This window comes from Nitrobacter sp. CN101 (assembly GCF_055390255.1).
Window position 1 is genome coordinate 557,253 of sequence record NZ_AP038833.1, and the last position, 12,790, is coordinate 570,042.

11 protein-coding genes, 1 tRNA gene and 2 pseudogenes are annotated in these 12,790 nt (G+C 59.3%); 3 read left to right on the plus strand and 11 right to left on the minus strand.

Annotated elements, in window-relative coordinates; genetic code table 11:
* Positions 1-144 precede the first annotated feature (144 nt).
* From ACZ5IL_RS02590 to ACZ5IL_RS02605, 4 genes are all read right to left on the minus strand, one after another.
* A complete protein-coding gene (locus ACZ5IL_RS02590; protein ID WP_464594981.1) occupies positions 145-1,635 on the minus strand; it encodes a M48 family metalloprotease in 1,491 nt (496 codons plus the stop codon).
* 145 nt (positions 1,636-1,780) lie between these two features.
* The gene (locus ACZ5IL_RS02595) at positions 1,781-2,437 is read right to left on the minus strand and encodes a thermonuclease family protein (protein WP_464594982.1); all 657 of its coding nucleotides are present in this window, start codon (positions 2,435-2,437) and stop codon (positions 1,781-1,783) included.
* A gap of 164 nt (positions 2,438-2,601) precedes the next feature.
* Positions 2,602-2,880, minus strand: coding sequence for a GlsB/YeaQ/YmgE family stress response membrane protein (locus ACZ5IL_RS02600; RefSeq protein ID WP_464594983.1), 279 nt, complete (start codon positions 2,878-2,880; stop codon positions 2,602-2,604).
* A 92-nt stretch (positions 2,881-2,972) separates the two neighbouring features.
* Positions 2,973-3,578: a YidB family protein gene (locus tag ACZ5IL_RS02605; protein ID WP_464594984.1), complete on the minus strand. Its 606-nt coding sequence runs from the start codon at positions 3,576-3,578 to the stop codon at positions 2,973-2,975.
* A 358-nt stretch (positions 3,579-3,936) separates the two neighbouring features.
* Here ACZ5IL_RS02605 and ACZ5IL_RS02610 point away from each other — a divergent pair.
* Positions 3,937-4,013 (plus strand) — tRNA-Arg (locus ACZ5IL_RS02610).
* A gap of 234 nt (positions 4,014-4,247) precedes the next feature.
* Here ACZ5IL_RS02610 and ACZ5IL_RS02615 read toward each other — a convergent pair.
* From ACZ5IL_RS02615 to ACZ5IL_RS02645, 7 genes and pseudogenes are all read right to left on the minus strand, one after another.
* A pseudogene (locus ACZ5IL_RS02615) lies at positions 4,248-4,490 on the minus strand (DUF1214 domain-containing protein); the annotation flags it as partial.
* A gap of 71 nt (positions 4,491-4,561) precedes the next feature.
* Positions 4,562-6,082 (minus strand): DUF1254 domain-containing protein, encoded by a 1,521-nt coding sequence (locus ACZ5IL_RS02620; protein ID WP_464594985.1) that lies wholly within the window; start codon positions 6,080-6,082, stop codon positions 4,562-4,564.
* A gap of 19 nt (positions 6,083-6,101) precedes the next feature.
* A complete protein-coding gene (locus tag ACZ5IL_RS02625) occupies positions 6,102-7,508 on the minus strand; it encodes a DUF1254 domain-containing protein (RefSeq protein WP_464594986.1) in 1,407 nt (468 codons plus the stop codon).
* 11 nt (positions 7,509-7,519) lie between these two features.
* Positions 7,520-7,831 carry a hypothetical protein gene (locus tag ACZ5IL_RS02630; RefSeq protein ID WP_464596992.1) on the minus strand — a complete coding sequence of 104 codons (312 nt, stop codon included), beginning with the start codon at positions 7,829-7,831 and terminating at the stop codon, positions 7,520-7,522.
* A 10-nt stretch (positions 7,832-7,841) separates the two neighbouring features.
* Positions 7,842-8,036: pseudogene (locus tag ACZ5IL_RS02635) on the minus strand (haloacid dehalogenase-like hydrolase); the annotation flags it as partial.
* A gap of 47 nt (positions 8,037-8,083) precedes the next feature.
* Entirely contained in the window at positions 8,084-9,061 is a 978-nt protein-coding gene (locus ACZ5IL_RS02640; protein ID WP_464594987.1) for a formylglycine-generating enzyme family protein, read from the minus strand.
* Positions 9,062-9,605: 544 nt separating this feature from the next.
* Complete coding sequence (locus ACZ5IL_RS02645) at positions 9,606-10,607, minus strand: SphA family protein (RefSeq protein ID WP_464594989.1); 1,002 nt, start codon at positions 10,605-10,607, stop codon at positions 9,606-9,608.
* 518 nt (positions 10,608-11,125) lie between these two features.
* On the opposite strand from ACZ5IL_RS02645, the gene ACZ5IL_RS02650 reads away from it, so the two are divergent.
* Both ACZ5IL_RS02650 and ACZ5IL_RS02655 read left to right on the plus strand, forming a co-directional pair.
* A complete protein-coding gene (locus ACZ5IL_RS02650) occupies positions 11,126-11,623 on the plus strand; it encodes a sigma-70 family RNA polymerase sigma factor (RefSeq protein ID WP_425907751.1) in 498 nt (165 codons plus the stop codon).
* Between the two features lie 103 nt (positions 11,624-11,726).
* The gene (locus tag ACZ5IL_RS02655) at positions 11,727-12,689 is read left to right on the plus strand and encodes a FecR family protein (protein WP_464594991.1); all 963 of its coding nucleotides are present in this window, start codon (positions 11,727-11,729) and stop codon (positions 12,687-12,689) included.
* Positions 12,690-12,790 lie beyond the last annotated feature (101 nt).

Sequence of the window (12,790 nt, forward strand, 5' to 3'; positions counted from 1 at the left end):
AGAAGGTCAGTGCGAGAAATTGCCTGCGCGAGCCGGCTTTGGCGGATTTCGGCTTGAAGTGAGAGGACGGCTCTCGCAAGCGCGGGCGAAGCGTCAAGGGATTCTGTGCTAGTTTAAACCCGTCCTGATGCGCGGTGCTTCGCGTCACTCCACCACGATCTTGACTCGGCTGCGGACACTGACTTGGGCACGCGGATCAAGGCCGTTGACGACGCGAAAACGCTCGGCAGGATGATCGACGCCTGCCATGCGGTGTGACAGCGATTCCACGGTATCGCCCGGCTGTACGGTGATCACCTTGATTCGCAGCGGTCGTGCTGCCTGAATCTCGTCCAGCGACAGACGGCGGAAGGAGGCGACCGTTTCGCGCGCGTTGCGTTCGCTTTCCGTTGTTTTACGACGGGTGGCGAAAATGAAGCGATAGACGTCGCTGCCGAAGCGCAAGGCATAAATCCGGAACTGCCATTCCTCGCCGCTGGCAACCGCTGATGCCGCGGGAAAGCCGTTGATAGTTAGTTCCTCGGTCGATGCCTTGTTGACGTTCTCCATCCACCCGGAGTTGAGATATTCGGTAAGCTTCTGTTCCGCGGGCACCCGGACCACGTCGAAGCGCATGGCCTGACTGCCGCCCTCGCGAACGCCGATCACTGCCTGAGCCGTATTGTCGAGTACGAAACCTTCTGGCGCCTGAAACGTAAAGCCGAGCTTTGGATGCAGGAAACGCCGGCCACGAACGAACCCCTCACTCGGATCCTCGCCGTAGACAACGTTGTCGATCGCGTCGAGGTAAGTCTCGCGGTCTCGTTCGCCTTGCGCGGGAGCACTGTATTGCCGCGCATTGACCTGCGCGTTCTGAATGCGTTCTGGCGTTGCGGGATGCGACGAGAGGAAGTCCTGCGAGCGCGGGTCCAACGAGGGCTTGCCGGCCTTGAGCGCCGCATTGCGTTCCATTGCCGTCAGGAAGCGCGCTGCGCCATAAGGGTCAAAATGGGCCCGCGCGGAAATCCCGACGCCGATGCCGTCGGCTTCGAATTCCTGGGTGCGCGAAAAGCTTGCGAGCGTCAGCTTGGATTTGGCGAGCGCCAGCGCCGTCAGATCCGGGTCGGTCCCCATTTCGGTGACGACGTGGCTGACGAGGGCGGCCTGCCGCGCCTGGTCTTCGCGGATGATGGCGTGCTTGGCCAGAACATGCGCCATCTCGTGCGACAGCACCGAGGACAATTCCGAGGTGTCGTTGGCCAGCGCCATCAGGCCGCGTGTCACGTAAAGCTGGCCGGTTGGCAGCGCGAAGGCGTTCACCGCGCCTGAATTGAGGATCGTAACCTTGTAGGTGAGGTCGGGCCGCTCGGACGCCGCCACAAGCCGCTCGACCGTTTTGTTGATCAGCGCTTCGAGTTTGGGATCGTCATACGCCCCGCCGTAAGAGGCGAGGATGCGCTCGTGCTCGCGGTCGGACGCTGGAGTATGGGTCGCGGCCCGCGCGGGCTTTATCGGTTTGACGGATGAGGGAGAGCCGGTCTGGAACCGGGTCATGTCGCCGCATCCACTGAGGGCAAGCGCCACGCAGAGCAGCACGACAGGCGCAGCCAAAAGGCGGCTCACTCCTGTCTCGCGCCATACTGGGCTCGCCGTCATGGTCGCAACGTTCTCCCTCGGATTGAAGTTTCGATTTCAGCAGTCGCAATCTGTCAGCAAATCTGATGGCAAATGCTGACACTCGACCGCCGCATCTTGTATGTCCAGCGTAGGCCCGGTTGGCTTCGGCAGAACACCGAACTCTCTAGTCGCCGGCCACTTCGATCTGCCCAACCCGGAGCACCTCAATCCGCGGTCCTCCGCGTCGTTCGACCCAGCCGCGGACCCGAACCCGCCGATGTTCGAAAGACGTCGGCACTACGCCTGCCGCCTCGAAGGATGGCAGTATGCGCCTTGAAATAGTCGCAGCAAAGTCTCGTGTCCAGCGTGGGCCGAAGTTGAGATATATAGTGCCGCCGGCCTGCCTGACAGACCGGACGTAGCCTTCCACGATCGTGAACTGCCCAATACGCGCCAAAATATCGCCCGGACGTTCAGCGTTTTTGACCACGGACGATTCCGCCCAAGTTCCACGCCGGGTCTGTCGCGCCGCCGTTTCCGCAGCCGTGAGTTCCGCCGCGCACGCCTTTTCGGTGACGTCGGCAGACACAAGTGCGTCGCCGCGTGCCAGAAGATCGCTTTGGACCGAACTGGCGGATGGTCCAAGATATATGAAGGCGGTTTGCCGGCCATAGCGATCCGGATCGTCGCGCTCTCCGCGCAGGATCACGCGCCGACCGATCAGTCCTGCGAGTGCTGGCTGGCGATTGGCGGCCTCCCCCGCGACCACTTCGACGCCTGCGAGACGCACGTCACGGCCATCATCGAGACGGAGCGTCCGCGGGTCAATGACGGCGCTCACGACGCCGTCACTCTGAATGACCAGTTGGCAACCGTCGGCGAGTGTCGGCGCTACGCTGAACAACATTCCACAGAGCACCACTCCGAGCAGAATAGTGCACGTGTACGGAGGCTTGGCCGTCGCCTGATGACCGTGCCTCAAGACGTTACCCGAGGACGCGGTCGCTATTTCGATCCAGGACCGGAAATCGCGCCGCGCGCGACCAACCTGTTCCAGATGAACAGCACCACAACCGCGCCGATGGTTGAGGTGATGAAGCCTGCGCCTTGATCGGGGCTGTAGTGACCGATCGACTGCCCGATGAAGGTGGCCAGGAACGCACCGCCAATGCCGAGCGCCGTGGTGAGGATGAATCCGCTCGGATTGTTCGGGCCGGGCGATAAGAACTTTGCGATAACGCCGGCGATGAAGCCGACCAGAATGATCCAGAGAATGCCGCCCATGATGAAAGTCCTTCCTCAAAATGATTGTGACGGTGAACTCTCCGCGAGATCGGTCAGCCCCCGGGGCGACCACTCCCGGAGCGAGTGCAATCCTAAAGCATCCGTGATAGCTCATTCTCGGTCGGCAGGCGCCCGTCGGGCGTCAGATGGTTCACGACCTCGGGCAGGTGCTGACTCAAGCCGGCGAGCAACTCGTCCCGGGACAGGCCGGTCTGCGCTGCCAGGGTGTTGATCTGGTCGGCGCCCAGCGCGTCGGCGAGGTCGCGTGGCGCGATCTGCTTGTTCGGTCCCGGACTAACCCAGGAACTAGCAGTCTCGCCATGGCCTTTGTTCTGAAGCTGGTTCAGCAGGTCGCCGAGGCCGCCGCTCAGAATGCTTCCGGCCGCACCGCCCGCCAGCAGGCCACCAAGCCCGCCCTTGAGCAGGTCACCGAGGCCGCCTCCACTGCCGGGCAGTCCAGCATTGACCGTGCCTCCGGGTGGGCCCGCATTGATCGTGCTTCTGGGCGCGGGAGCCGGCGGCGCGGACGGGCGGGCTTCAGAATGGCTTCCGGTGAGATGTTTCAGCGCCTTGTAGCCCAGCACAGCGAGGATCGCCATTGTCAGTGGCGACATGCCGCTGCTTTCGCTTTCCGTATTGGGCTCGCTTGGACCGCGCGGGCCGTTCTGCATTCCGTTGAGGATGTCGAGCAAACCCATGATCATCTCCTGTTGCGATCCAGCCCCGCGGCAAAAAAGATAAGGTTGCCATATGACAGTCACAAGGCATTTTTGGCGGGCGAAGAGGCTGCCGCTTCATTCTGCAAGCGAAACAAGAGTGGCCGGGAGGATGAATGGCGGATCCGGGGAAAAGCGCTCGACGAGCGTAACGGGTCGCCGTGTCCTTTTTAGGACGTCTGCCTTGTGAAATGGCGAGCCGTACCGGCAGTGCATGTTGGCGAGACCTCCGGTCCGGTTGGGGTGGGCCGCGCGACGGCACCAGCCTCTTGAATCGGCAATACGATTCGGCTTGCCCGAGGCGCTGATGTGCCGGATAAGTGGCAGGGCTCGGCGTACAGTCCCGGTAGCTCAGCTGGATAGAGCACAGGTTTCCTAAACCTGGGGTCAGGGGTTCGACTCCCTTCCGGGACGCCATTTCCCAAATTCTAGTTTGAATTGTTGGATTTTATAGCTTGATTGTCCGATCCAATATTGGGCGGGACAGCATTTTTCTCGATTTACCCTACGTATCCTCCTGCAGATGATCACGGGCTTTCGTGATGTGTCCGGGCAGCCAGCCGGCGATGCAAAATACGCCGACGCAACTGGCCGGCAGAATGATCAGCACGATTCATGTAACGATGGCGTAGCCGCTCATCCCGAAACCCCTTAATTGGCTGGCTGCGGCTCAGGGAATTTCCATTTGCCGTTGAGGATTTCGGCACGCGGCCGATAGAGCCGCACCGTGTAGTTCCAGCCTTGCATGATCGGCAGGCAGTTCGGAATCTTGCCGTCGCAGCCGCCGAACTGGATAGCGATTGATCCATCCGTGCTCTTTTTGCCCGTGATGCTGTTGATGGAATAAGCATCGTATGGATTCTTTTCGAAGTAGCCGTCGGCGTTGTAGAGACTGTGGTCAGTTCACACCTGCAACAGCGATGCCTTCCATTGTCCATTCAGAGCCAGGCTTGCAGCCTCGTCCCCTAACTGACTCGCTGCACGGCCGGTGGCGTCCAGGTGCCATCCACCACCGCCGCCTTCGGCCAGTATGCACGTACATAGAGGGTGAAATCGCCATCCTTAGGCGCTGGCAGCCAGTTGTCGCGCTGCGCGGCCGGCGGTGCGTCGGCCTGCACATAGATCGTTAGCGAGCCGTCCGGACTGGTTTTCAGCGCCTTGTTCTTTGTGCCAAGCGAGTAGCGCTTGATCTCGTTCGGCGCGAAAAAATGGTGCTCATTATAAAGCGTCAGCGACCAAAAGCCGTTGACCGGCGGCGTCTGATCTTTCGCGAAGGTAACGGTGTAGCGATTGGCGCCGTTGAGTCTTGTGCCCGAGACATCGAGATCCTGATAGAAATATTTTGTTTCGTTCGGCGAGTTGACCAGGATGTTCGATTTGCCCACTGCCGTGCGGGTGAAGTAGTTGGTGCCGAAGGCGGCCTCGTTCGAGATCGTGCTCCAGTGATGCGGAAGCTGCTGGCCCCAGTTGCGGAATTGGAACAGCGGTTTGACGATCTGTTCATCGACCTCCGCGACCGCATTGATCAGCGGCTGTTTCAGCGCCGGGTTCTGCTTGATCGCTTCGAGCAAGGCGCGAATCTGAGCATAGCGTGATTCTTCGCCCGGCAAGGGTGGCGCGTCAGCGAGGATGTCGGGAAGCTGATCGAAAAACTTTTCAGGGAATACCCATTTCGTTTCGGCGTCGCCGGTCGTCGCAGCCGGAACTTTTTTGATTGCGCTCCAGTCCACCCGCTTCATCGTGCCGTCGTACTCAGCGAGCGGGTACATCGTGATCCATTGCAGCGCGCTCTGGACCGCCTTCTTGTCTTCAGCCGTATCGTCCTGAAAAACACGCGGTGCAGCGAAGCCGGTGTTGGTGGGAGAACGGAAAACTTTGGTGATGCCTTTGGGAATATCGCCTTTCCAGTTGGGTCCGACCAGGAGATAAAAGCCGGGCGTCGTGCCGTACATCTTGCCGAGTTGCACGAAACCGTCGGTGCGCAGGTTGACCAGCTGATAAACCCAAAACCGCTCGCCAAAATCCGGCACCTGGACCACGACCGGCGAAAGATCAAGCGCGAGCGAGCCGGCACCGTAGACCACGTCCTGATTGGGACAGGCGACCAGGCGCTGCCCCGGATCGATGTAATCGGTGAGCATCACTAGCCGATTGAGCGGAGCAGCGAGCGCGGGCCCCACCAGCATCGGTTCGGGCACGTCCTTAAAGCCGAGCCGCTTGTTGTAGAGGTTGACCAGCGGCCACGCCCAGAAATAGGCATCGCGCGCCACCATCGCCGCATAGGCTTCGGTGATCTTCACGCTGGTGTCCGGCCCGGGCGGCAGCGCGCGCGCCCATTCCGGTGAAGGGGGGAGCGGCTGCGGATTGAGCGAGGAGGTGTCCGCGCTTGCTACGGACGTCGTCGTGGTGGCAAGCGCAGAAGCGATTGCAAGCGTTGCTCCACCGAGCAGTATACTTCTGCGGTCAGGATGTGCGTTCGTGGTCATGGTGGATTCTCCAGATTGTTTACTGCGCGGCAACCTTCTCGACATCCGGCAGCACCCATTTCTTTTCAAAGAATTCCGGCTTCGGCCCGTAGAAGCGGGCCATCAACTCGAACTTGCGTGATGGATCGGTCGGCACCCAGTTCGCGTCCTTGCCGGCTGGAGCGTGCGGTCCGAAATAAACATCGATAGAACCGTCGGCGTTTTTCTGCATTTCGGGGATTTGCGAGGAACGGCTCGCGCGTGACATACCTTTGATAAGCGCATGTGTTTCGCGGTCATAGGCCGTCACAGACCAATACTGCTCGACCGGCACATTCGCCGGCACGTTCAGGCGATACGTCTTCGATCCGTCGAAGGCATCACCATCTTTGTCACGGATCGAAATCGAGTAGAACTGCCCGGTGCCAAGGCGCTTGAGGCCGATAAAGGCGTAGGTATAAGCCATGCCACGTTCGTCGACCGGATATACGTTCGGATCAGCAAAGCCCGACTGCATTGCCTTGATCAAATCGGGCGGGGCTGGATACATCCAGCGGCTCGTCGGCGTGAAGAATGGCGGCATCCCCGCGTCATATTTGGCCGCCAGCCACGTGCGCGCCTCGCCAATGGACTTTGTCAACAACGCAAGGGTCGCCTCGCTTGGCGCGTATGGCTTGCCTTTTTCAATTCCGAGGGACTTGAGCGTATCGATCATCACGCGATCGCGCTCAATCCACGGCTCGCTCTGAACGATCCGATCGAGATGCTCGAAGAAGCTGGCGTTGTATCGAATCGTCGAATCGTAATCGACGTCTTTCACATCCGTGAAAACCGTTGGCGGCGGATTGGCCGCTTGCGAGAGCGGATAGATTTTCATCTGCTTGCCGTAGGCAATCGATTTTTCCACATCGGCGGCGCTGTGGCTTTTCATATTGGCACGAAACAGCATGTAGCCGCCGTAAGTATCGGATTGCAGCGCGATGTAACCGTCCGGCTTCGCACCCGAATAGCCCGGCGGTAAAATCAGAAACTTTCCGCCTTTGCCTTTATCGACGCCGAGCAGACCCGCGTCCTCCAGGGGCTTTTGCCATACAGTCACGATATTGCCGTTGAATGAGCCGTTCGAATCTCCCGCAGGCAGGTCCAACACGACCGGACCATCCTTGGTATCGTAAAACACCATGAAATAGAGCGCATCCGGATTCGGCGTCAGGGTTTGGTTCTTTGAATCCAGGGGACGGCCCCAATAAATGACCTGTCCCACCTTGCCGTTAGTCTTGGTGAGCATCTCCTGCAGCATGAGGTCGTAGTTGACCGCGGGCATACCCCAGATCACGGCCTCGACCGCACGGCTCCGGACGAGCTGATCCTGTGGAGGAGGAGTTTGCGCGGCGGCAACTCCCGCAAGAGATGAAAGGACAAGTGAAACAAACAGAATTTTTCTCATCATCATTCTCCTCAAGACCTAGTTAAGGGTTGCGTCGCAAGTGAGAGCGCGCGACGAGCGGAACTAAATGCGATCACGAGGCCCGCAACGTAGATCGCGATGAAGAAAGCCTGCCCCAGCAGCCAGGCATTCTTGCCGGCCATTACTGGCGAATAATAGAAGCTCGGCCAGATCGCATCGAAGACGAAGTAGCCGGGATAGCCGATGGCAAAGACACCCAGCAGCCCTACGATGCAGAGCCAAAGCGCCACCGAACCTTCTGCCGCCGGAGGCGCTGGCGAGACGCGCGCAGCCAGCATCAGCGTGAGACCGATCGCTACCACCCGCGGCGTCTAACTGATATCTTGTGACGCCGGACGAGCCGATCACTTGCTCGGGTGGAATGCCGTAGGCCTTTTCCGCCCACACCCGCATGAACTCGACGCCGCCACCCGACACGATAAAGGTCTTGAAGCCGTTGGTTCGCAGATAGGCCAGCAGTTCGACCATCGGTTGATAGACGAGCTCGTTATAGGGTCTGTGTCGTTTGTACTGCTCGTCATTGCACTCTCCGTTCTTCACAAGGAAGTTGAAGGTCATTGCGCAGCGAGTTTCCTTGTCACACAGCGAAATCCGACATGGCTGGTCGACGTATCGACCGGTTCGGCGTGACGCGCGGCCGGACGGTAGCGGCGGCAATAGTTCGGCGCGCAGAGGTGCGAGCCGCCTTTGAGGACTTTGCGAGGGATTTTGATGCTTGGCTGGCAGGGATCGTAACTCGCGTCCTCACTGCCGCCGCGTGGGTTCGCGGGGATGCAGCACGCCTTGGGCGCATCGGCTTCATGCTTCGGGGTGTACCAGTCACTGGTCCACTCCCACACATTGCCGATCATGTCGTGCAGACCGTAACCATTCGGCGGAAACGCCGTCACCGGCGAAGTGCGTTCGTAGCCGTCTTCATTCAGGTTCTGCCGCGGGAATTCGCCCTGCCAGGTGTTGGCCATGTGGCGGCCGTTCGGCGTGAATTCATTTCCCCACGTAAATTCCATCTCCTCGAGTCCGCCGCGCGCGGCAAACTCCCATTCTGCCTCGGTTGGCAGTTCCTTGCCGGCCCAGGTTGCATAAGCCAGCGCGTCGGCATAAGCGACGTGGACCACCGGATGATGGTCCTGCACGTTGATGTTGCTCTTCGGTCCATAAGGATGCCGCCAGTCGGCGCCCTTCATGAACGTCCACCACTGGCTCCAGTCGCGGAGATTGGCTAGGCGCGCGGGCGGACAGAAAACAAGCGATCCCGCATAAATCATCTCCGGACGAGCGCCCGGATAGTCCTTGGGATCCGGCGGCACCTCCGCGACGGTGACATGGCCGGTGGCTTTCACAAACTGTTTGAACTGCCGGTTCGTGACAGGTGTTTTGTCGATCCAGAACCCATCAACCGTCACGCGATGGCTGGGCGCTTCTTCGGGATAGTGACGGTCGGAGCCCATGCGGAACGTGCCGCCGGGAAGCCAGACCATCTCATTCAATGACGCGCTGGCTCGCTCGGGTTTCTGAACATCGGCCTGCGCCATGGTGATGCCCCCGCTGCTCCAAGGCTACTGGGGGCAATAATCCCAGAAGCGCTGCCTGCGGGAGGAGTCCGTGTAGTGCCAGCACATCCCAGGCGAGGGCGCCGCGGATGCAGGCAAAAATTTCACTGGTGAGAAAGATGATAATGCACGGATAACTTTAAATCCACACAGCGACATTTGTCAGGCCCACCACGTCTCGTGTTCCAGGCCCACCGACGAACGGACGTGTCAGCCTTGTTGTCTTTAGTATTCGCTGAAAGAACGTTCGCGGTCGCTTGGCAATGACTTCAAGTCAAACAGTTACAGCACAGTTTAACGTAATTCCTTAGGGATGTCATGGGTGGTTTTTGCAAACGTAGCGCGGTGCCGCACGCTCGTTAAAAATCGGCTTTCGTCCGCTTGGATGATGGGGAGAAAATTTGATGCGAGTTGTCCGCGCTGCTTCCTGGACGAGGGACAGGCAGAGTATGCCTTCCGACACCTGCAGCGTCATGACGTCAACGAGAGCGAAACAGTTTAGCTGCGCAGATGACGATGGGCGATGTCAGTATTTGGTTCTGATCGCGGTCGCGGAAGGCACTGAGGATGAGCCTACGTGGATCGGGAGCGATACGGTGAGGTATCCCGCCGTTCCCTCCATGCGGTTCTGCACATCGAATTCGCGGTACACCTTGAGACGCGTTGAAATTGGAAGTTTTCCAACCTCGAAATTGTATCCAATCGTGCCACCGAGTGCCGCCGCTCGGCCTCTAAAAGGACCAAGTACAGCACCCGTTCCGGTATCATCGGTGAGCTGCTGATAGTAATAGCCGACGAGTCCGATGGAGATGTCCTTGTTGAGGGATTTCGACGCTGCCCATTCGAGATGGAATTCATTGCCAGTTTTATAGTCGGTTGCTGTGTTGGGTTGATTGAAAGTGAAACCAGCGGCCGCGGAAAGGTCGACCCCCGTAGCTGGATCAAGCCACGTCAGCGCACCGGATACGTCCACCGCCGGCCGATTGAGGGAGGCGTTTGAAAGTTGACCGGTAACATAGCTTCCGGACGGGATAATGCCTGCAACGCCAAGCTGCCAATGGAGTTTGCCAGCGTGCCAGCCGACGAACGAGTTGACGAAAATGTCGCTCATGTTGAATTCGGCATCGGTTACGTTTCGCCCGATGGGCCCGAACCGGGGAGAATTCACCAGCAGATTTGCATTGATGCGCGGTTCACCGAACGGCGTGGTGACTGAAAAAGCAAGATCGCCGCCGAGAACCTTTGCTGGCGTCACCCAGAGCAGCGTCGGAAGGTTGAGCCAACTTTGCGCGCTGATACCGGCTGTCAGCAGACCGCCAGTCGGGAGCGCACGGCCCGCGCCGATCTTGCCAGTATAGAAGTACATATCGTCCTGGAAATAGAGCCCTTCCGGTGGCGTGAAGCCGGCCATAGGACCCTTCCCACCCAGCAGATAGGCTCCGACTCCGCCTTCAGCGGCTAGGGCGGATCCACCAAACGACAACAACATCCCGCCCGCGACCAACGTCGCTTTCAAGCCGTAGCGCATCGCCAACCCCAATTAAGAGTGAGAACGATCCAACGATCACAACCGGAGATCAACTTTGGACAACTTAGGCGAATCGCTCAAAGCGCAGCAATCGATTTTTCGGATGGAGCTGCTTTAGCGGGTGCCACTTGGGTGTCGATAGAAGCTTGATGCAACATTTTTAATTCGAGCTAGCTGTGAAATCGGAAGCAAGATTGCCGGGTTCCTTTCTGGCGACAAATCCCTTCCGCGATTCAAGGGGGATCACCTTCCAGGGGGCCAGTTCACAATTTAAGGATCAATCGCGCGCGGTTGGCTCGAGACAGTTTTTAGAATGGATATAAATCATTGCGGTTGCAGAAGAATTATGGACGCAATAACGATTGGAGGCCCATCGCGCGACGGTGACGTCGTTTTGGCATCCTAAACCTTGGCCTTAGCATCATGGTTCTTTTTGCTCTCGGTTCCGTGCATCTGCGGTTGCTGTCACCGGCTCAATCTGCGCGCCGACGATGCACAGGTTGGTCCGCGGGGTGCCTATGAGCTGGGATTTTCACAACCTGTTCGTCCGGCACGCTCGCGAAATCAACCGCTTCCTCCGTCGTCGCGGGCACAATGCCGAGACGGCCGCCGACATCACGCAGGATACTTTTCTACGTGTGCTGGCGTCGCCTCCTGCGGCAGTCTGCACCAAACACAATCCTCGGGCCTATCTCTATCAGGTCTCGCGTAGTCTTAGCGTCAACCATCACCGTCGGGAGAGTTTGATCCAGACGACTGATCTCGACGAGGCTGCCGCCGTCGCCGATCCTGCGCCCACGGCGGAGGCCGTCGTTTATTCGCGCCAGTGCCTCACCCAGACACGGCGAGCGCTGGCGGAGCTTCCCGAGCGCACGCGCAGGGCCTTTGAGATGCATCGGCTGGGCGAGCACACGATCCAGGAAGTCGCGGATGAGTTGAACGTGTCGGCTTCGCGGGCCTGGGTTCTGATCCGGAACGCCTACCAGCATATCCTGACGCGAGTGGACGATTTCTGAGCCTTTAATTTGTCTGCTGTGTGAAATTCGACGCTGCTCGTTTGTATAAGTATGGGTAGGTGCGATGTTCGACCTGTGGTCGGCGCCTATCGAAGGGATATGAATGAGCCAGCCCGGGCAAGATCAAAATCGGCTCACGGATGAAGCGATCGACCTCGTCATCCGCTTGCAGAATGACCCCGGCAATCCGGTTGCGACCGAGATGGTGCGGGTCTGGCGTGCGCGCAGCGCCGAGCATGAGCGCATCTGGGCGCGGGTGGCTAAGGTCCACGGCGCCAGCGGCAAGGTTCTGACCCGACGTCGCAATGCGGAACGTCGCGAAAAACTGGGACTGACGCGCCGAAATTTCGTGATCGGCGGCCTCATCGGCGTTGGTGCCGTCGGCGCCAGCTATTCCATTCTTCCCCGTGCCTTGCTTCTCAGCCGGGCCGACCATGTCACTGCAAAGGGTGAAATCCGCAGCGTCAATCTTCCGGACGGAAGCGTCGCGACGCTCGGGCCGGATAGTGCCATTGCCTTGGACTTTACAGCCCAACTGCGCCGCGTTCAGCTTCTGGCTGGCATGTCGTTCTTCGATGTCGCGTCCGATTCGCAGCGCGCCTTTACCGTTCAGGCTGCCAAGCTGACGGCGACGGCGCTAGGTACGGCCTTCGATGTTGCCAACGATGCCGGCATGCTCTCGGTCTCGGTTGATCATGGCGTCGTCGAAGCGCAAGCGCCAGGCTCGACGATCGCGGCGGGCACGAAGCTCACGGCCGGGGAGTGGGTGACGATCGATAGCGCCACCCATGCCATCGAGCGCGGATCGCGCGAAGCGAGTCAGATCGCGTCATGGCGCGACAACCTTATCGTCGCCGAGAAGGAAGCAGTCTCGGCGCTGGTGGCGCGCATCGGCCGCTGGATTCCGGGGCGGATTGTGATGGCCGATCCCTTTATCGGCTCTCAGCGGGTCAGCGGCATTTTTGATTTGAATAATCCTAAACGGGCACTCGAAGCCGTCGTGCATCCGGCTGGCGCTCATATCCGGCAGGTTTCATCCTTCCTGACCGTGATTTCCCCCATCTAAAAATAACTTCGTGGATACGTGAAAAAATCGCGGCCCCGATTGTATCAGCTACAGGGGTTGGCGCGTCCGAGCGTTCAGGCAACCGCAGGCCCCTTCACGAG

Bases quoted from the DNA above. Each gene is read 5' to 3' on its own strand.
- ACZ5IL_RS02605 (WP_464594984.1), bottom strand. From the start codon at position 3,578: ATGGGTTTGCTCGACATCCTCAACGGAATGCAGAACGGCCCGCGCGGT.
- ACZ5IL_RS02640 (WP_464594987.1), bottom strand. From the start codon at position 9,061: ATGGCGCAGGCCGATGTTCAGAAACCCGAGCGAGCCAGCGCGTCATTG.
- ACZ5IL_RS02600 (WP_464594983.1), bottom strand. From the start codon at position 2,880: ATGGGCGGCATTCTCTGGATCATTCTGGTCGGCTTCATCGCCGGCGTT.
- ACZ5IL_RS02625 (WP_464594986.1), bottom strand. From the start codon at position 7,508: ATGAGAAAAATTCTGTTTGTTTCACTTGTCCTTTCATCTCTTGCGGGA.
- ACZ5IL_RS02590 (WP_464594981.1), bottom strand. From the start codon at position 1,635: ATGACGGCGAGCCCAGTATGGCGCGAGACAGGAGTGAGCCGCCTTTTG.
- ACZ5IL_RS02655 (WP_464594991.1), top strand. From the start codon at position 11,727: ATGAGCCAGCCCGGGCAAGATCAAAATCGGCTCACGGATGAAGCGATC.
- ACZ5IL_RS02645 (WP_464594989.1), bottom strand. From the start codon at position 10,607: ATGCGCTACGGCTTGAAAGCGACGTTGGTCGCGGGCGGGATGTTGTTG.
- ACZ5IL_RS02650 (WP_425907751.1), top strand. From the start codon at position 11,126: ATGAGCTGGGATTTTCACAACCTGTTCGTCCGGCACGCTCGCGAAATC.
- ACZ5IL_RS02620 (WP_464594985.1), bottom strand. From the start codon at position 6,082: ATGACCACGAACGCACATCCTGACCGCAGAAGTATACTGCTCGGTGGA.